This window comes from Geobacillus sp. 46C-IIa (assembly GCF_014679505.1).
Taxonomy (GTDB): Bacteria; Bacillota; Bacilli; order Bacillales; family Anoxybacillaceae; genus Geobacillus.
In genome coordinates this window covers 2,327,673-2,346,459 of sequence record NZ_CP061474.1, presented here as the reverse complement: position 1 = coordinate 2,346,459, position 18,787 = coordinate 2,327,673, and the positions used below count along the sequence as shown (strand labels likewise).

Annotated in this window: 17 protein-coding genes; all 17 read left to right on the top strand. The window is 54.4% G+C overall.

What is annotated here, in order from left to right:
- The first annotated feature begins 237 nt into the window (after positions 1-237).
- The 17 genes from rsmH (at position 238) to sigE (ending at position 18,680) form a co-directional block, all read left to right on the top strand.
- Positions 238-1,170 carry a 16S rRNA (cytosine(1402)-N(4))-methyltransferase RsmH gene (gene rsmH / locus IC803_RS11570; protein WP_081206791.1) on the top strand — a complete coding sequence of 311 codons (933 nt, stop codon included), beginning with the start codon at positions 238-240 and terminating at the stop codon, positions 1,168-1,170.
- 46 nt (positions 1,171-1,216) lie between these two features.
- Positions 1,217-1,573 (top strand): cell division protein FtsL, encoded by a 357-nt coding sequence (gene ftsL / locus IC803_RS11565; RefSeq protein WP_081206792.1) that lies wholly within the window; start codon positions 1,217-1,219, stop codon positions 1,571-1,573.
- A gap of 6 nt (positions 1,574-1,579) precedes the next feature.
- Complete coding sequence (locus tag IC803_RS11560; protein WP_081206793.1) at positions 1,580-3,790, top strand: penicillin-binding protein; 2,211 nt, start codon at positions 1,580-1,582, stop codon at positions 3,788-3,790.
- A gap of 71 nt (positions 3,791-3,861) precedes the next feature.
- The gene (locus tag IC803_RS11555) at positions 3,862-5,796 is read left to right on the top strand and encodes a stage V sporulation protein D (protein ID WP_081206794.1); all 1,935 of its coding nucleotides are present in this window, start codon (positions 3,862-3,864) and stop codon (positions 5,794-5,796) included.
- A gap of 110 nt (positions 5,797-5,906) precedes the next feature.
- Complete coding sequence (locus IC803_RS11550; protein WP_081207026.1) at positions 5,907-7,376, top strand: UDP-N-acetylmuramoyl-L-alanyl-D-glutamate--2,6-diaminopimelate ligase; 1,470 nt, start codon at positions 5,907-5,909, stop codon at positions 7,374-7,376.
- Entirely contained in the window at positions 7,373-7,840 is a 468-nt protein-coding gene (locus tag IC803_RS11545) for a hypothetical protein (protein ID WP_081206795.1), read from the top strand. Before IC803_RS11550 ends, IC803_RS11545 begins: the two co-directional genes overlap by 4 nt.
- A complete protein-coding gene (gene mraY / locus IC803_RS11540) occupies positions 7,825-8,799 on the top strand; it encodes a phospho-N-acetylmuramoyl-pentapeptide-transferase (protein ID WP_081206796.1) in 975 nt (324 codons plus the stop codon). The genes IC803_RS11545 and mraY overlap by 16 nt, the downstream gene beginning before the upstream one ends.
- Positions 8,800-10,155 carry a UDP-N-acetylmuramoyl-L-alanine--D-glutamate ligase gene (gene murD / locus IC803_RS11535; protein WP_081206797.1) on the top strand — a complete coding sequence of 452 codons (1,356 nt, stop codon included), beginning with the start codon at positions 8,800-8,802 and terminating at the stop codon, positions 10,153-10,155.
- A 52-nt stretch (positions 10,156-10,207) separates the two neighbouring features.
- Positions 10,208-11,308, top strand: coding sequence for a stage V sporulation protein E (spoVE, locus tag IC803_RS11530; protein WP_081206798.1), 1,101 nt, complete (start codon positions 10,208-10,210; stop codon positions 11,306-11,308).
- Positions 11,309-11,557: 249 nt separating this feature from the next.
- Complete coding sequence (gene divIB, locus IC803_RS11525) at positions 11,558-12,343, top strand: cell division protein DivIB (protein WP_190304302.1); 786 nt, start codon at positions 11,558-11,560, stop codon at positions 12,341-12,343.
- Positions 12,324-13,028, top strand: a complete 705-nt coding sequence (locus IC803_RS11520) for a DUF881 domain-containing protein (RefSeq protein ID WP_081206799.1) — start codon at positions 12,324-12,326, stop codon at positions 13,026-13,028. The genes divIB and IC803_RS11520 overlap by 20 nt, the downstream gene beginning before the upstream one ends.
- Positions 13,029-13,067: 39 nt before the next feature.
- A complete protein-coding gene (locus IC803_RS11515; protein WP_190304199.1) occupies positions 13,068-13,784 on the top strand; it encodes a DUF881 domain-containing protein in 717 nt (238 codons plus the stop codon).
- A 1-nt stretch (position 13,785) separates the two neighbouring features.
- Positions 13,786-14,148, top strand: a complete 363-nt coding sequence (locus tag IC803_RS11510) for a small basic family protein (RefSeq protein ID WP_081206800.1) — start codon at positions 13,786-13,788, stop codon at positions 14,146-14,148.
- Between the two features lie 200 nt (positions 14,149-14,348).
- A complete protein-coding gene (gene ftsA / locus IC803_RS11505; protein WP_063167388.1) occupies positions 14,349-15,617 on the top strand; it encodes a cell division protein FtsA in 1,269 nt (422 codons plus the stop codon).
- Positions 15,618-15,643: 26 nt separating this feature from the next.
- Positions 15,644-16,777, top strand: a complete 1,134-nt coding sequence (gene ftsZ, locus IC803_RS11500) for a cell division protein FtsZ (protein ID WP_081206801.1) — start codon at positions 15,644-15,646, stop codon at positions 16,775-16,777.
- 224 nt (positions 16,778-17,001) lie between these two features.
- Positions 17,002-17,910 carry a sigma-E processing peptidase SpoIIGA gene (spoIIGA, locus tag IC803_RS11495; RefSeq protein WP_081206802.1) on the top strand — a complete coding sequence of 303 codons (909 nt, stop codon included), beginning with the start codon at positions 17,002-17,004 and terminating at the stop codon, positions 17,908-17,910.
- Positions 17,911-17,960: 50 nt separating this feature from the next.
- Positions 17,961-18,680: an RNA polymerase sporulation sigma factor SigE gene (gene sigE, locus IC803_RS11490; protein WP_081206803.1), complete on the top strand. Its 720-nt coding sequence runs from the start codon at positions 17,961-17,963 to the stop codon at positions 18,678-18,680.
- Positions 18,681-18,787 lie beyond the last annotated feature (107 nt).

Here is an 18,787-nt window from a genome sequence, read left to right as displayed (position 1 = left end):
GAGCAGGATTTTTTTTTGTTGAAATGAATAGTAACAAAACAACACGAAATGGATGGAAATAAAAGTAAAGGGGTGGTTTTACAATTAAGGGTTTTATCGGTTGCGTCCGACAAAAATAAACAAAAAGGGACGCTTTTTTACAAAAAAAGCTAAAATTTTGTCCATCTTTGCGATATAATAAGGAAGCGGCCACTGGCCGATGCAAGTGCGTTCGGAAGCAGCAAAGGTGGTGGACATGTGTTTCAACATACAACCGTGTTGTTAAAGGAAGCGGTCGATGGGCTGAACGTCCGTCCAGACGGCGTCTATGTCGATTGCACGTTAGGCGGCGGCGGCCATAGCGAATATTTGCTCTCCCGTCTCTCGAAACAAGGGAAACTGTTTGCTTTTGACCAAGACGAGACCGCCATTTTGCACGCGCGCGAGCGGCTTGCCCGCTACGGCGAACAAGTGCAGTTTATAAACCGGAACTTCCGGTTTTTGCGCGAGGAGCTTTTGGCCCTTGGCACCGATACTGTTGACGGCATATTGTTTGATTTAGGCGTTTCTTCGCCGCAGCTCGACGAGCCGGAGCGCGGCTTCAGCTATCAGCATGATGCGCCGCTTGACATGCGGATGGACCGCAAACAGCGGCTTACGGCGGCGGAGATCGTCAACCGCTGGTCATACGAGGATCTTGTCCGCATTTTTTTCCGCTACGGTGAGGAAAAGTTTTCAAAGCAGGTGGCGCGCAAAATTGAGGAGGTGCGCCGTGAAAGGCCGATCGAAACGACCGGGGAGCTCGTTGAGGTGATCAAAGCGGCGATTCCGGCGCCGGCGCGACGCAGCGGCGGACACCCGGCCAAGCGCATTTTCCAAGCGCTCCGCATCGCCGTCAACGATGAACTCGAGGCGTTTCGCGAGGCGCTCGAGCAGGCGATTGAATTGTTGGCGCCGGGCGGGCGGGTGAGCGTCATTACGTTTCATTCGCTCGAAGACCGCATTTGCAAAGAAACGTTTAAAAAAGCAAGCGAGAGCCCGCCATTGCCTCCGGGGCTTCCGGTTCTCCCCGATGACTACCGCCCCGTGCTGAAAATCATTACAAAAAAACCGATCGTTCCTTCTGCCGAGGAGCTGGAGCGAAACAACCGCGCCCGTTCGGCAAAGCTCCGCATCGCTGAAAAACGGTGACGCGGATGATGAAAAAGAACGAGTGGAGAAACAGGAGGGGAAAGCTGTGAACGATTTGGCAGTCAAAGTAGTGCGCGAGCAAAAGCGCCCGGCTGCACCGCCGAGCCCGCAGCCGCAGCGAAAACGGCGCTTTCGTCTTACGCTGGCTGAGAAGCTGTTGATTGTCTCGTTTTTGCTGTTTGTCTTTTATGTGGCGGTTCAGTTCATCTCAAGCCAAGTGCAAATTTACGAGCTGAATAAAGAAGTGCAAAAGTTGGAGACGGCCATTGCTGAACAAAAGAAGGAAAATAATGACCTGTATGTCGAAGTGCAGCGATTGAGCGCATATGAACGCATTTTGGAAAAGGCAAAGGAGCTCGGGCTTTCGCTTAACGAAAACCATGTGAAAGTCGTGCAGGAATGATGGGCGATGGAAATGAAAAAGCATGCCAACACCCATCGGGGGGCAGGAGTTTTGTTTATCGTTTTCGGCCTGCTCTTTTTCCTGCTCTTTGCCCGTTTTGTCCAGCTTCAGTGGACCGGAAAAGCGGACGGCCATGTGTTGGCCGCGAAAGCCGAACAGCAGCATAAACAAACGCGGACGATCGAAGCGAAGCGCGGGACAATTTTTGACCGCAACGGCACCATTTTGGCGCAGGATGTGCCGTCGTACACGGTCGTGGCCATTTTGGATCCAAAGATGACGACCGACCCGGACCATCCGCGCCATGTTGTCGATCCGGAAAAAACGGCGGAAAAGCTTGCTCCGCTGCTTGGCATGGATGTCGAGGACATGGAGCGCATTTTAACGAAAAAGGCGAAGCAAGTCGAATTCGGCTCCTACGGACGCAATATCAGCTTTGCACTCAAACAAAAAATTGAGGCGCTCGATTTGCCGGGCATCGCTTTCATCCGCGATACAAACCGTTTTTATCCAAACGGCACGTTCGCTTCACATGTGATCGGCTACGCGCAAAAAAATGCGGAAAACGAAACAGTGGGCAAAATGGGAGTGGAAAAATGGCTCGATCGCTATTTGCGCGAAACGGACGGCTATGTATCATTTGCCGGCGATGTGAACGGCTTTCGCCTGCCGGAGGCAAAAGAACGGATCGTCAAGCCGGACAATGGAGCGAACGTCTATTTGACGATCGACGGAAAAATCCAAACGTTTTTAGAAGACGCCATGAACAGCGTCGAGAAGCAGTACAAACCGAAAAAAATGATCGCCATCGTCGCCGATCCGAAAACGGGAAAAATTTTAGCCATGGGGACCCGTCCAAGTTTTGATCCGAACAAGCGCGACATTACGAACTTTTTGAATGACGCCATTTCCTATCCGTACGAGCCGGGGTCGACGATGAAAGTGTTTACGCTCGCTGCGGCCATTAATGAAGGAGTATATAACGGCAAGGAAACGTACCGCTCCGGGTCGTACAAGGTCGGGCCCAACATCATTCGCGACCATAACGATGTCGGTTGGGGGACGATTACGTTTAATGAAGGGGTGCAGCGTTCATCGAATGTCGCCTTTTCCATTTTAGTGAAAGAAAAACTCGGCGAAGACCGGTTTTTGCAATATTTGCACCGTTTCCGTTTCGACCGGAAAACCGGCATCGACTTGCCGAACGAAGCGGTCGGGCAAATCCGCTACCGATATCCGATCGAACGGATTACGACCGGTTTTGGCCAAGGGACGTCGGTGACGCCGATTCAGCAAATTCAAGCGGCAACAGCGATCGCGAACGGTGGAAAAATGATGAAGCCGTACGTCATTGAAAAAGTGGTTGATCCGGACACCGGCAAAGTCGTTCTTGATCATGAGCCGACCGTAGCCGGTGAACCGATCACGGCGGAAACGGCGCGCAAAGTGCGCGACATTTTAGAAACGGTCGTCACCTCGGAACACGGCACCGGCCGCCCGTACCAAATTGATGGCTACCGTGTCGCCGGTAAAACCGGGACGGCGCAAATTCCGTCGGCCGCCGGCGGCTACTTGACCGGCCGGGAAAACTATATTTTCTCGTTTTTAGGCATGGCGCCAGCTGATGATCCGCGGCTCGTGATGTACGTGGCCGTCCAGCAGCCGCAGCTCGATGTCACCGAAACCGGGGCGGCGCCGGTGTCGCAAATTTTTACGACGGTGATGAAAAGCAGTCTGCAATATTTGCATATCGAGCCAGTAGAGGGGAAACGACCGGAAACGAAAACGACGGAGCGGCGCGCGCTTGACTCATTGATCGGCCAAACGGCCGTCGCGGCGGCGGAACAGCTGAAAGAAAAAGGATATGTGCCGGTCGTCATCGGCAGCGGCAAATATGTCGAACAGCAGCTTCCGAGCGGTGGGGAGCACGTTCTTCCGGGAGAGCGGGTCGTGCTGAAAACGGACGGATCGGCAACGATGCCCGATTTGCGCGGCTTTTCGCTGCGGGATGCCATGAAAGTGGCCAACGTGCTTGGGCTGCGGCCGAGCACGAAAGGAACCGGTTATGTCGTCAGCCAAAACATTCGTCCGGGAGCGGAAGTGCGCGAAGGGGATTATTTGATTGTCGAGTTGGCCCCGCCGCGCCAATGGGAAGAAACAGCGGCGAGGAAAGAAAAAGAGGCGGCTGAACGGAAAGACGACGAGCCGCACGAATGATTTTTGCCGTTCTATAACGGGGCGTACAAGCATATAGTGGAACGAGCCCATCACGAAGGAGGTTCCGCCATATGCGCGTGTCGTACGTTACCGTGCGCAAGCGGTTGACGATCGTGTTTTTGATCGGTATTTTCATCTTTGCGATTATCGATCTCCGTCTTGGCTACGTTCAATTTTGGCTCGGCGATATGTTAGCGGAACGGGCGAAAGGGCTATGGGGCCGGAACATCCCGTTTGAGCCGAAGCGCGGCGAAATTTTGGACCGCAACGGCGTCCCGCTGGCGACAAATATGAGCGCGCCGACAGTGTATATCATCCCCCGGCAAGTGAAAAATCCAGCGGAAGCGTCGGAAAAGCTGTCTGCTGTGTTGGGCGCTTCAGTCGAATCGATCTATAGGCAAATTACGCAAAAAACGTCGATCGTCCGCCTAAAGGAAGGACGGAAAATTTCTGATGAAAAGGCGGCGAACGTGCGCGCGCTCGATTTGGACGGGGTGTATATCGCCGAAGATACGAAGCGCTACTACCCGTTTGGCAGCTATTTGTCGCATGTGCTCGGCTTTACCGGCATTGACAATCAAGGGCTCACCGGACTTGAGCTGTATTATGACAAAGAACTAAGCGGCGAGCGCGGTTCGGTCCAATTTTATTCCGATGCAAAAGGACGGCGCATGCCTGATATGGCGGATGATTATACGCCGCCGACCGACGGCTTGGACTTAGTGCTGACCATTGACTCGCGCATCCAGACGATTATCGAACGGGAGCTTGATATCGCGGAGGCGAAATACAATCCGGACGGCATCATCGCCATCGCCATGAATCCGAATACGGGGGAAATTTTGGCGATGGCGAGCCGCCCGACCTTCGACCCGGCCAACTATCGCAACGTCCCTCCGGAAATTTACAACCGCAACTTGCCGATTTGGAGTACATATGAGCCAGGGTCAACGTTCAAAATCATTACGCTTGCGGCTGCTCTTGAGGAAGAGAAAGTGAATTTGCTCAAAGACCACTTTTTTGATCCAGGCTATGCCAAAGTAGCCGGCGCTACGCTGCGCTGCTGGAAAAAAGGCGGCCACGGAGAGCAAACGTTTTTAGAAGTCGTGCAAAACTCGTGCAACCCGGGGTTTGTGGCGCTGGGCGAACGGCTTGGAAAAGAAACGTTGTTTAAGTACATTAAGCAGTTCGGGTTTGGCGAGAAAACCGGCATCGACTTGCAAGGGGAAGGAACCGGAATTTTGTTTGATTTAAAACGGGTTGGGCCGGTTGAACTCGCGACGACCGCGTTCGGCCAAGGGGTGTCGGTGACGCCGATCCAGCAAGTCGCCGCCGTATCGGCTGCAATCAATGGCGGTGTGTTGTACACACCATACATTGCCAAGGAATGGGTCGACCCAGAAACGGGCGAAATCGTCCGCCGCAGTACGCCAAAAGCGAAACGGCGCGTTATTTCCGAGGAAACGTCGAAACAAGTCCGGTATGCGCTTGAGAGTGTCGTCGCCCAAGGAACAGGGAAAAAGGCGTATGTCGAAGGATACCGGGTCGGCGGAAAAACCGGGACGGCGCAAAAAGCGCAAGGCGGCCGCTATTTGCAAAACAACCATATCGTATCGTTCATCGGTTTCGCTCCGGCTGATGATCCGCAGCTTGTCGTATACGTCGCCGTTGACAATCCGAAAGGGACGGTTCAGTTTGGCGGCACGGTCGCCGCGCCGATCGTCGGCAAAGTGATGGAAGACAGCCTGCGCGCCATGAACGTGAAGCCGCGCAAAGATCAACTTGCTAAAGAGCGGGACTGGAACGAGCCAAAAGTGATCGAAGTGCCCAATTTAATTGGATTGACAAAAAATGATTTGCAAGAACAGCTTTTTGACTTAAAATTAGATGTTAGTGGCGAGGGAAATGTGGTCGTTGAACAATCCCCAGAGCCAGGGGCGAAAGTGAAAGAGGGATCGACGATTCGCATTTATTTGGCGAAAAACGAGGCGGCAGAGGAGCAGTAAAGATCACGCAAGGGGCGGCCGATGCGATGACTCATCGGGTTGGTTGGGCCCCTTTTTCCGCTGTCCGCATCGTTGGGCGGGCTATTATAAGCGAAAGGGATGAAGCAATCATGAAATTACAAACGCTGCTGTCACGCTTGCCCGGCTTTTGGGTGCACCGCGGGGGCAACCCGGACATCGTTGCGCTGGAGATGGACTCGCGTCATGTCACGCCCGGTTCGCTCTTTTTTTGTGTGAAAGGATTTACCGTGGACGGGCACAACTTCGCCGAACAGGCGGTGGCGCGCGGGGCGGTGGCGATTGTCGCTGAGCGTCCGCTCTCAGTGAACGTGCCGGTCGTCCTTGTGCCAGACAGCCGGCGGGCGATGGCGATTTTAGCGGATGCGTTTTACGGGCAGCCGACCCACCATCTCCATTTAATCGGGGTGACGGGCACAAACGGCAAAACGACGACGACTCATATCATTGAGCAGGTTGCCAGAAAGGCCGGCAAGAAAACCGGCCTCATCGGCACGGTCGGGACGAAAATCGGCGACCGTTCCTACCCGGCGGTGAATACGACGCCGGAGTCGCTCGTTTTGCAGCGCACATTTAAACAAATGGTCGACGAAGGTGTGGAGTTTGCAGCCATGGAAGTGTCATCGCATGCCCTTCACCAAGGACGGGTGCACGGCTGCGATTACGATGTCGCCGTGTTTACGAACTTGACGCAAGACCATTTAGACTATCACGGGACAATGGAAGAATATCGGAACGCCAAAGGGCTCTTGTTTGCCCAGCTTGGCAACCGCTATGACGAGCGGCGGCCAAAATTTGCCGTTCTCAATCATGATGACCCCGTTTCACAATATTATAAACATATGACGGCTGCACCGATCATCACGTACGGCATAAAGGAAAAAAGCGATGTGATGGCAGAGCAGATCCAAATGACTTCCGGCGGCATGGCGTTTCAACTGCGCACCCCGCACGGAACGGCGGCGGTCGAAACGAAGCTGGTCGGCTTGTTTAACGTCTATAACCTCCTCGCTGCCGCGGCCGCTTGCCTTGCCTCCGGCTTTTCGCTTGCGACGATTGCCGCAGCGCTCGCTGATGCCGCGCCGGTGCCGGGGCGGTTTGAAACGGTTGATGAAGGGCAAAATTTTACTATTATCGTCGACTATGCCCATACCCCGGATAGCGTGGAAAACGCGCTGAAAACAGTGCGACAGTTTGCGAAGCGGAACGTGTATGTTGTGATCGGTTGCGGCGGCGACCGCGACCGGACAAAGCGGCCGCTCATGGCGCAAGCGGCGGTGCGTTATGCGGATGTTGCCATTTTTACCTCCGACAATCCGCGCTCGGAAGACCCGAAGCAAATTTTGCGCGATATGGAGGCCGGCGTCAGCGCCGGGGATGGGACGTATGTGACCATTCCGGACCGCGAAGAGGCGATCCGGTACGCCATTGGGCAGGCGCAAGAAGGGGATGTCGTGTTAATCGCCGGCAAAGGGCATGAAACGTATCAAATTATCGGCGACGATGTGATCGACTTTGACGATCGCGCCGTCGCCCGAGCGGCGGTGAAGGAGAGAAGATGACGATGGTCACGTATGGAATGGTGCAATCAATCGCAGCGGAGGCGCGCGGCATCGTTGATGAGACGATTCGCTTTCACGCGGTGTTTGTCAACCCGGAGAAGCAAGTGAAAAAAGGGTTGTTCGTTCCGCTCGAAAACGGGGCGGAAACGTTGAAAACGGCCATTGAGCATGGGGCGATCGCCTCATTTTGGCCGATCGGCGAGCCGCTGCCCCGCTATATCCCAAACCAATTTCCGCTCTTTTTCGTTCCGTCGCCGCTTGAAGCGGCCGCCGTATTGCTTGAGCGGTACTTAGCGCAAAGCGGGGGCGACGGGGACACGGAATTTTCGTTTGCGTTCCCGGAAAAAGGCGGGACGTACGCTCCGGCTGATGCCGCGGTCCGTCTGCGGCTCGCCGAATTGCAAAAACGGTGGCTAGGCGCACGGCCGGCAGAAGGGTGTGACGATTCATGCCAGAGCAACTAATCGTCATTGCGATGGCGGTCTCTTTTTTGGTCACGGTCATTTTGTCGCCGCTGTTCATCCCGTTTTTGCGACGGTTAAAATTTGGGCAAAGCATCCGCGAGGAAGGACCGAAGTCGCATCAAAAAAAATCGGGCACTCCGACGATGGGCGGCATCATGATTTTGCTTTCCATCGTCGCAACGACTGTATGGATGACGGCGAAATTCGCCGCTCTTTCAGCGGGAACGTATTTATTGCTGCTGGTTACGGTCGGCTACGGGGTGCTCGGCTTTTTGGACGACATGATTAAAGTCGTGATGAAGCGAAATCTTGGGCTGACAAGCCGGCAAAAATTTGTCGGCCAACTCATCATCGCGGTCATTTTCTTTTTTGTCTATCGACAAAGCGGCTTTTCGACGGCGCTACATATTCCCGGCACCGACTGGTCGTTTGACCTCGGTTGGGCGTACGGGGTGCTGCTGTTGCTCATGCTCGTCGGCGGCTCGAACGCTGTCAACTTGACCGATGGGCTTGACGGGCTGCTCGCTGGGACGGCGGCGATCGCCTTTGGCGCTTACGCCGTCTTGGCTTGGAACCAAGGCCAGTACGACGTCGCCGTATTTTGTGTGGCTGTTGTCGGCGCCGTGCTCGGCTTTTTAGTGTTTAACGCCCACCCGGCGAAAGTGTTTATGGGTGATACCGGTTCACTGGCGCTCGGCGGGGCGATTGCGGCCGTCGCTGTCTTAACGAAGCTTGAGCTGCTGCTTGTCGTGATCGGCGGCGTGTTTGTCATTGAGACGCTGTCGGTCATCATTCAAGTCGCCTCATTCAAAATGACGGGCAAGCGCGTCTTTCGCATGAGTCCGCTCCACCACCACTACGAGCTCATCGGCTGGTCGGAATGGCGCATTGTCGTCACGTTTTGGGCCGTCGGCCTTTTATTCGCAATGCTAGGAATTTATATCGAGGTGTGGATTTAATTGAAACCGACTCCTTTTTATCAACATCGTCGTGTGCTTGTCATTGGATTGGCGAAAAGCGGAGCGGCGGCGGCTCGGCTGCTTGCGGAATTAGGCGCTGAAGTCGTCGCCAACGACAAGAAGCCGTTGGCGGAAAATACGGAAGCGAAGCAGCTTGAAGAGCTCGGCATCCGCGTCGTATGCGGCGGCCATCCGCTCGAGCTGCTTGATGAGCCGTTTGACCTCGTCGTGAAAAATCCGGGCATTCCGTATACAAACCCGTTGGTCGAAAAGGCGCTCGAAAAAGGGCTCCCGGTCGTGACGGAAGTGGAGCTTGCCTATCATATTTCTGAGGCGCCGTTTATCGGCATTACTGGGTCGAACGGAAAAACGACAACAACGACGCTCATTTATGAGATGTTAAAGGCGGACGGACAAGGCGCGCTGCTTGCCGGCAATATCGGCCTTGTCGCCTGCGAGGTGGCAAAGGAAGCGAAACCGGATCAATGGCTTGTCACCGAGCTGTCTTCGTTTCAGCTCGCTGGCATCGGCGAGTTTCGTCCGGCGATCGCCGTCTTGCTCAACATTTTTGACGCCCATTTGGATTACCATGGGACGAAAGCGGCGTATGTGGCGGCGAAAGCGAATATTTTCCGCAACCAGACGGAACGCGATTACGCCGTTGTGAACGCGGATGATCCCATTGTGATGGACGCCGCCTCGTCCGTTCGGGCGCAAAAGGTGCTGTTTTCGACGACGAAGCCGCTTGGTGAAGGGGTGTACGTCCAAGACGGAGCCGTCTATTGGAACGGTGAGCCGGTCATCAGCACCGCCGACATCGTTCTTCCCGGTCAACACAATTTGGAAAATATTTTAGCAGCGATCGCGGCTGCGAAACTAGCCGGCGCAGGCAATGAAGCGATCCGCCGGGTGTTGACGACGTTTGCGGGCGTGAAACATCGGCTTCAGTATGTGGACGAGGTCAACGGGCGGCGGTTTTACAACGATTCGAAGGCGACGAACATATTAGCGACGCAAAAGGCGCTCTCGGCATTCGCCGGCGAGCCGGTCATTTTGCTGGCTGGCGGGCTTGACCGCGGCAATGAATTTGATGCGCTTCTTCCGTACTTGCAACGGGTGAAAGCTGTCGTGCTGTTTGGCCAAACGGCGGCCAAGATCGGCCGTGTCGCCCGGGAAGCGGGAATAGAAACGGTGGAATATGTCGATAATGTGGAAAAGGCTGTCCCGGTTGCCTTTCGGCTCTCAGAGCCAGGCGATGTCATTTTGCTCTCTCCGGCATGTGCCAGCTGGGATCAATACAAAACTTTCGAGGAGAGAGGGGACATTTTTATTCACGCCGTGCATAAGTTGAAATAGAGGGAAAGGGACAGCCCTTTCCCTCTAGTTTACAAAATAGAGGTGTTGGGCATTGCCGCGGAAAAAGTCTGCGCCGGATTTTTTGCTCATTATTTTAACGTTTTCGCTCTTAGCCATCGGGCTGATCATGGTGTACAGCGCGAGCGCCATCTGGGCGGAGTACAAGTTTAACGATTCCTTTTTCTTTGCCAAGCGCCAGCTGTTGTTTGCCGGCGTTGGCGTGATCGCGATGTTTTTTGTAATGAACATCGATTATTGGACGTGGCGTGACTGGTCGAAAGTGCTGCTTGGCGTTTGTTTTGTGCTGCTTGTTCTGGTGCTCATTCCGGGGATCGGCATGGTGCGCAACGGGTCGCGCAGCTGGATCGGCGTCGGGGCGTTTTCCATTCAGCCGTCCGAGTTTATGAAACTCGCTATGATCGCCTTTTTGGCCAAATATTTATCCGAAAATCAAAAAAAGATTACGTCGTTTAAGCAAGGGCTGCTGCCGGCGCTGTTGCTCGTGTTTGCCGCCTTCGGCATGATCATGCTGCAGCCGGACTTAGGGACGGGCACCGTCATGGTCGGGACATGTGTGACGATGATTTTCGTCGCCGGCGCCCGCCTCAGTCATTTTGCCGGCCTCGGTGTATTGGGGCTCGCCGGGTTTGTCGCCCTCGTCTTATCGGCACCGTACCGGATTAAGCGGATTACGTCGTTTTTAAACCCGTGGGAGGATCCGCTCGGAAGCGGGTTTCAAATCATCCAGTCGCTGTACGCCATCGGGCCGGGCGGCTTGTTCGGCCTTGGGCTTGGGCAAAGCCGGCAAAAGTTTTTTTATTTGCCGGAGCCGCAAACGGATTTTATTTTCGCGATTTTAGCTGAAGAACTCGGTTTTATCGGCGGTTCGCTCGTCCTTCTTTTGTTTAGCCTCCTTCTCTGGCGCGGCGTGCGCATCGCCCTTGGCGCTCCCGACTTGTACGGCAGCTTTTTGGCGCTCGGCATCATTTCGATGATCGCCATTCAGGTGATGATCAATATCGGCGTTGTCACCGGGCTGATGCCCGTCACCGGCATTACCCTCCCGTTTTTAAGCTATGGCGGGTCATCGCTGACGCTTATGCTGATGGCGGTCGGCGTGCTGCTCAATATTAGCCGGCATGCCCGCTACTAGGCCTAGGCAGGCGGCGGCTGTCCGCCGCTTTTATTTGCCTTGATATCATTCTGGTATACCGTCGAATAGTGGCGGCAAATGGGATAAAAAACAGGCTCTCTCTCGCAGTCTATTTGTGATATAATGAAAGCAAGTGCAAAGAACATGAAAACGGCAGCAGATGCCGTTTGTTTTTATCTATATGCGATGCGGCAATGTGTTGGTCCGTGGGCAAGAATGCGGGCGTTGGACAAGAAAGCGGTGAATGCGATGGAAAAAGGAAAGATCGTCGTTCTAGAGGACCGCGTGCCGAAACTGAAAGAGCGGCGCCGCCAAAAGGCAAACCGCCGGCTGATTTTGTATTTGTCCTTCTTTTTCCTGTTCATCTTATGCGTCCTTTACTTTCAATCGCCGCTCAGCGCGGTGAAGCATGTGGAAGTGAGCGGCAACCGTCATCTGCCGGCGGAGCGCATCATCAGTTTGAGCGGCATCACAAAGCGGACAAGCTTTTGGAAAGTGGACGAACAAAACGTCGAGGCGAAAATCGCCCGTCATCCTGAAATTAAAGAAGCTACGGTGGAGAAGCGGCTGCCGAATACGATCGCCATCCACGTCCGTGAATGGCGGCGGATCGCCTACGTATATAACCGGCAAACGTTTTTTCCGCTGCTTGAAAACGGACGGCTGCTAAAGCAGGAAGCGGCGAAAACGGCTCCGAGCGATGCGCCGGTATTAGTCGGCTGGAAAAACGGCGATGCCATTGCGGAAATGACCGGGCAGCTTGCTGAACTGCCGGCGGCGGTGCTTGGCGCCATGTCGGAAATTCACTACAAGCCGAACAGTGAGTACGAAGACCGCGTCGTCGTCTATATGAACGACGGCTATGAGGTGAGTGCGACCATCCATAACTTTGCCGACAGGCTGTCGCATTATCCGTCGATTATCGCCGAGCTCGACCGGAACGTCAAAGGAGTCATTCACCTGGAAGTGGGCAGCTATTTTGTTCCGTACGAACCGACGAAAAAGGAGGATGACGATGAGACGACAAGCCCGTAGCCGCGTCCTCCTTACTTTTATTTGTTTTGTCTTTGGCGCCATGCTCGGGTTTTCGTACCAGCATGCGCAAAAGGAGGCGCCCCGCCGCCAATGGGGCGACAGCGAGTGGAAAAAGGAATACGAGTATCGCTCGGCGCTGATCGCTTTGCAAAAAGAAAACCGGTCGCTAAAGCAGCAGCTTGTCGAAAAGCAAGAGGAACTGGCCACATGGGAAGAAAAATTGGCCGAAGACCGGTCGAACGAGGCTGAATTGGTGAAAGAGGCCGAACAGCTGCGCATGCATGTCGGAAAGGCGAGGGTTAAAGGGAAAGGCGTAGCAGTCACGCTTTCCGATTCCTCTTATATCCCCTCTGAAGCGAGTGCTACCGATTACATCGTTCACGAACAGCATGTATGGAAAGTCGTTCACGAACTGCTGATTTCCGGCGCTGAAGCGGTCGCTATTAATGGGCAGCGCATTTCCCATCGCTCGTACATTGTCTGCAATGGCCCGGTCATTGAAGTGGACGGGACGCAGCATGCCGCTCCGTTTGTCATTTCGGCGATCGGCGATCCGGACGTGCTGTCATCCGCTCTTGGATTGGCCGGCGGCGTCATCGACGAACTTGTCGAAGACCATGTCGATGTGAAAGTGGAAAAACAAAAGGACATCGTTCTCGATCCGGTATTTGCGCCCAAACCATAAAAACCATAAAAAGAGGGCGGGAAGGGGCGGTGAAGTGCATTGGAGAGAAAAAGACGGTTATCTTTTGCCTTTGTTGCCGCCGTGTTCGGCGTGATGCTTGCGGTCGGGCTGCGGACGACGATGCCTTCGGAAGGGCGTGACACGCGCGACATTTGGGAACTGCGCGCCGATTTAACGAAAGAGCAGCAGCTCGAGCGGCAGCTGCTTGAGGAGCTCGAAGATTACGAGGAGAAATTGCGCCATTATCGGCAGAAGGAGGAGGCGGGCGGCGGGGCGGCGCTCGAGGCGACCGTCGCTGAACTGAGGGAGGAAGCCGGCCTGACGGAAGTGAAAGGAAGCGGCATCGTCCTGATGATTGCGCCGTTCTCGACAGCCGGCTACGTCGGGCCGGTCACTGCTACCGTGTCCCCGGAGCTGCTGCAACGATTAGTGAACGAGTTGAACAAATATGGAGCAAAGGAAATCGCTATCGACGGCGAGCGGCTGACAAACTGGACGGCGATTCGCGATATCAACGGCATGACGAACGTCGGACGCCGCCCAATCAAGCTGCCGGTTGAGGTGAAGGCGATTGCGGACGATGCGGACAAGCTCTATAGCGGATTAACGGTTTCGCCGATCCGCGACGATTTCATCGTCGAAAACTTGGAGCTTTCGATTTCCAAGCCAAAACCGGCGATCGTCATTCCGCCATCAACCGAACGGCCGAAGATCAAATACATGGAGACGGCGAGCGTCGGCAAGGAGGAGAAGTAGCATGTGGCTCCCGCTTCTCGGGTTGTTGCTCGGGTTTGCCATCGGCGTTCTTGCCGGCTGGGAAGTCCCCGATGAATATTCCAATTATTTGTCGATTGCCATTTTGGCGGCCTTTGATACATTAATAGGAGGATGGCGCGCCCATTTACAGGGGACATACGACGAACTTGTATTTATAACCGGGTTTTTTTTCAACATTCTCCTTGCCACAACTTTAACTTTTCTTGGTGTACATCTTGGTGTAGACTTGTATTTAGCGGCCGTGTTTGCGTTCGGTGTCCGCCTTTTTCAAAACATCGCCATCATCCGCCGCCTTTGGCTTGCCGAATGGGCGGAGCGGCGGCAAAATCGCGAAAAAAGTTAAGCAAAAGACAGGGAAAGTCTTTTGGCATGTTGAATTATATGGAGTAAAACAAAATGTGGTGTTTTTGCGGAATTCACAAACTGGACATAGACAAATAGACAAAGAGATGGATCGAGAAATTTCAGCCGAAAAAGGAGGTGTCGCTGCTTACTGAAACGCCGGCCGACACCGGCGGGTTTTTAGTAGGCAGATGCCAAAAGATGAGCAGCAATGAGATCGTCGTTAGCCTGGATGTCGGGACATCGAGCGTCAAAGTCATCATTGGGGAGATGTTAGGCAGCTCGATTAACATTATCGGAGTAGGCAATGTAAAAGCGGAAGGGCTCAAAAAAGGGGCGATTGTTGATATAGATAAAACAGTGCACTCGATCAAGCGGGCGGTCGAGCAAGCAGAGCGGATGGTCGGCCTGTCGATTCGCCGCGTGATCGTCGGGGTGGCAGGCGGCCATATTCAGCTCCATGACTGTCATGGCATCGTCGCTGTCGCAAGTGAAAATCGCGAAATTGGCGACGAGGATGTCGCTCGCGTCATCGATGCCGCGCAAGTCGTTTCCATCCCGCCGGACCGGGAAATTATCGGGATCGTTCCGCGCCAGTTTATCGTTGATGGACTAGACGGCATCCATGATCCGCGCGGCATGCTTGGCGTCCGTCTCGAAATGGAAGGGACAATGGTAACCGGAGCGAAGACGGTTTTACATAATCTCCTTCGCTGCGTGGAACGGGCCGGCTTGGAAATCAGCGATATTTGCCTTCAACCGTTGGCGGCCGGTTCACTTGCGTTATCCGATGACGAACGGCATTTAGGCGTCGCGCTCGTCGACCTCGGGGGCGGCTCGACAACGGTTGCTGTCTTTGAGCAAGGCGGGCTGCAGGCTGTATCGTCGCTTCCAGTCGGCGGGGAGCATATTACAAAAGATTTGGCCATCGGGTTGCGCACGACAACAGAAGACGCCGAAAAAATTAAGCTGAAGCATGGGCATGCATTCTACGATTACGCTTCGGAAGAAGAGGTATTCACCGTGCCCATCATGGGCACCGATCAACACCAGCAGTTCAGCCAGCTTGAGATCGCCGACATTATTGAAGCGAGGCTGGAGGAAATTTTGCAAATGGTTCAGCATGAAGTGCGCCGGCTCGGGTTTCGCGACCTTCCAGGCGGCTATGTGCTGACGGGCGGCGTGGCGAATATGCCAGGAGTGTTGGAGCTGGCGCACGTCGTCTTAGGGACGAGCGTCCGTGTCGCCATGCCGGATTATATCGGGGTGCGCGACCCGCAATATACGATCGGCGTCGGCTTGCTCAAATTCGCCTATCGGCAGGCGCAGCTGCAAGGAAAAACAGTTCCGGTTGCCGCTGCGGCAGAGCCGGTCGAGCGCCCCGCGCAAAAACAGCAGCCGAAACCAAAAAAGAAAGAAGACCATTTTGGGAAGAAGGTCAAGAAATTTTTCGGGTCTTTCTTTGAATAGAGATTGAAATTTAGGAGGATTTGGCCATGTTGGAGTTTGATACAACAGTCGATCAGTTAGCAACGATCAAAGTGATTGGGGTCGGGGGCGGCGGCAACAACGCCGTCAATCGGATGATTGAACACGGAGTGCAAGGCGTGGAGTTTATTGCGGTCAACACGGACGCGCAGGCGCTCAACTTGTCGAAGGCGCCGACGAAGCTGCAAATCGGGGCGAAGCTGACGCGCGGCTTGGGTGCAGGCGCGAACCCGGAAGTTGGAAAAAAAGCGGCGGAAGAGAGCAAAGAACAAATTGAAGAAGCGCTCCGCGGCGCGGATATGGTGTTTGTCACCGCCGGGATGGGCGGCGGCACAGGAACAGGCGCGGCGCCGGTCATCGCCCAAATCGCGCGCGAATTAGGAGCGCTGACGGTCGGCGTCGTTACGCGTCCGTTCACATTTGAAGGACGGAAACGGGCGACGCAGGCCGCAAGCGGCATCGCCGCCATGAAAGAAGCGGTCGATACACTGATCGTCATCCCGAACGACCGGTTGCTTGAAATCGTCGATAAAAATACGCCGATGCTCGAGGCGTTTCGCGAGGCGGACAACGTGCTGCGCCAAGGGGTGCAAGGCATCTCCGACTTGATCGCTGTACCGGGGCTCATCAACCTTGATTTCGCTGACGTGAAAACGATCATGTCGAACAAAGGTTCAGCGTTGATGGGCATTGGGGTGGCCAGCGGCGAAAACCGGGCTGCAGAGGCGGCGAAAAAGGCGATTTCCAGCCCGCTGTTGGAAACGTCCATTGACGGGGCGCAAGGTGTGCTCATGAACATCACCGGCGGGATGAACTTAAGCTTGTACGAAGTACAGGAAGCGGCTGACATCGTCGCTTCGGCAGCCGATCAAGAAGTGAACATGATTTTCGGCTCGGTCATCAATGAAAACTTAAAAGACGAAATTGTCGTCACGGTCATCGCGACTGGGTTTAACGAAAACGTTGCTTCGCAGCCGCGGCCATCGCGCGTCGGCATCAGCACTGCGCCCAAAGTGACGCCCGCTGCGAAACGGGAAAAGCGCGAAGAGCCGGCACAAGACTATGCGGCGCTCCGTTCGGGGCAAGCAGAAGATCCGCTTGACATCCCAGCCTTCTTGCGCAACCGCAACCGCCGCCGTTAAGCTGAAAACAGGCATGAACAACTGGTTTGTTCATGCCTGTTTTTATTGACATCACGTTTTTCCCCTCGCCTAGTTGCGCCCGGTCTGATGGATCCGCCGTATTTCCTCACGCTTTGACAAAACATCCTTTTTTTCACCATCACCGATTGACAGACTTTCCCTCGTAAGGTGCTATATACTTGTTTCAGACAAAGCCAATGTGGGCGGGGGAGGGGGCTTGCCGTTTGGTCGTTTACGTCGATGTGATTTGGCTGTTGAACGTCTGTTTTGACGCATTGCTTCTTTGGCTGACGGCGCTCATGCTCAAGCGGCCGATCGTCTGGTGGCGTCTGTTGGCTGGGGCGTTGATCGGTTCGCTGCTTGTCGTGTTGCTGTTTACCCCGTTTTCCGCCATCGCCCAGCATCCGCTTGTGAAAGTGGCTGTGTCGGTCTTGATCGTGCTCGCTGCTTTTGGCTTTAAGCGGCCGCGCTATATAATCGAGAACATGCTGGCGTTTTACTTTGCCACGTTCGCGGTCGGCGGCGGCATGCTGGCAGTTCATTATTTGTTCGCGCCGCAGCTGTCCGTTCAGCAAGAATGGTTGATGGTGCCCCCTGGGGCGGGCGATCCGGTCAGCTGGCTGTTTGTCGTGATCGGGTTCCCGGCTTTATGGCTCTTTTCCCGCCATCGTGTGGAAAATATTCGTGAGAAAAAACTGCGTTTTGAACATATTATCGATGTCATCGTTGTCTGGGAGGGCCGGCCGCTGGCGCTGCGCGGGCTCATTGACAGCGGCAACCAGCTGTTCGATCCGGTGACGAAAACGCCGGTGATGGTTGTTGACCGAGAAAAAGCAAAGGAAGTGCTGCCCGAGGAGCTGACGATGCACATGGCGGCCATGACGTTTGACGATCCGCCCAGGCAGTGGGCCCATCGCCTCCGCCTCATTCCGTACCGCGCGATCGGGAGCGGCCCGCAAATGATGATGGCGGTCAAGCCGGACCGCATGCTGCTTTTGTATGAAGATCAATGGCTTGAGGTGAAACAAGGGCTCGTCGCCTTAAGCGCCGATCCGCTATCGGTCGATGGGGAGTACGACTGCATCGTTCATCCGAAAATGGTGCAGGCGGGAAGAAAACTGACCGCTTCGTAGTTCGTTACTATATCATACTCGCTTTTTATCCGTTTAGAAGGGGGATTTTGATGAAAAGGTGGAAACTTCGCTTCATGTATTGGTTGTATAAGCTCCTTGCCAAGCTCGGTTTGAAGACGGATGAGATTTACTATATCGGCGGCAGTGAAGCGCTCCCTCCGCCGCTGACGAAAGAGGAAGAGGAACGGCTGATCGAACGGTTGGCAACCGGCGATGAGACGGCGCGGTCGCTGCTCATCGAGCGCAACTTGCGCCTTGTCGTTTACATCGCGCGCAAATTTGAAAACACCGGCATTCACATTGAAGATTTGATCAGCATTGGAACGATCGGCCTCATTAAGGCGGTCAACACATTCAACCCAGAGAAGAAGATCAAGCTGGCGACATATGCGTCGCGCTGCATTGAAAACGAAATTTTAATGTATTTGCGACGCAACAACAAAGTGCGGGCGGAAGTGTCGTTTGATGAGCCGTTGAATATTGACTGGGACGGCAATGAACTGCTGCTGTCCGATGTGCTCGGCACGGAAGACGACGTGATTACGAAAGACTTGGAAGCGGACGTTGATCGGCGCCTGCTGCTGAACGCCTTGCGCCAGTTGAGCGACCGCGAAAAACAAATTATGGAACTGCGTTTTGGCCTTTCCGGCGGTGAAGAAAAAACGCAAAAAGATGTCGCCGATTTGCTCGGCATTTCGCAATCGTACATATCGCGGCTTGAAAAGCGGATCATTAAACGGTTGCGCAAAGAATTCAATAAAATGATGTAGCTGGCGGCGAGGGCGGATGCTCCGCCGCTTTTTTCGGCGCGGACGGGCTGTGCATATTTTTCCCTCCCAAGGAGATACTGAAAACTGACGACTTAGCATCTCCTGAT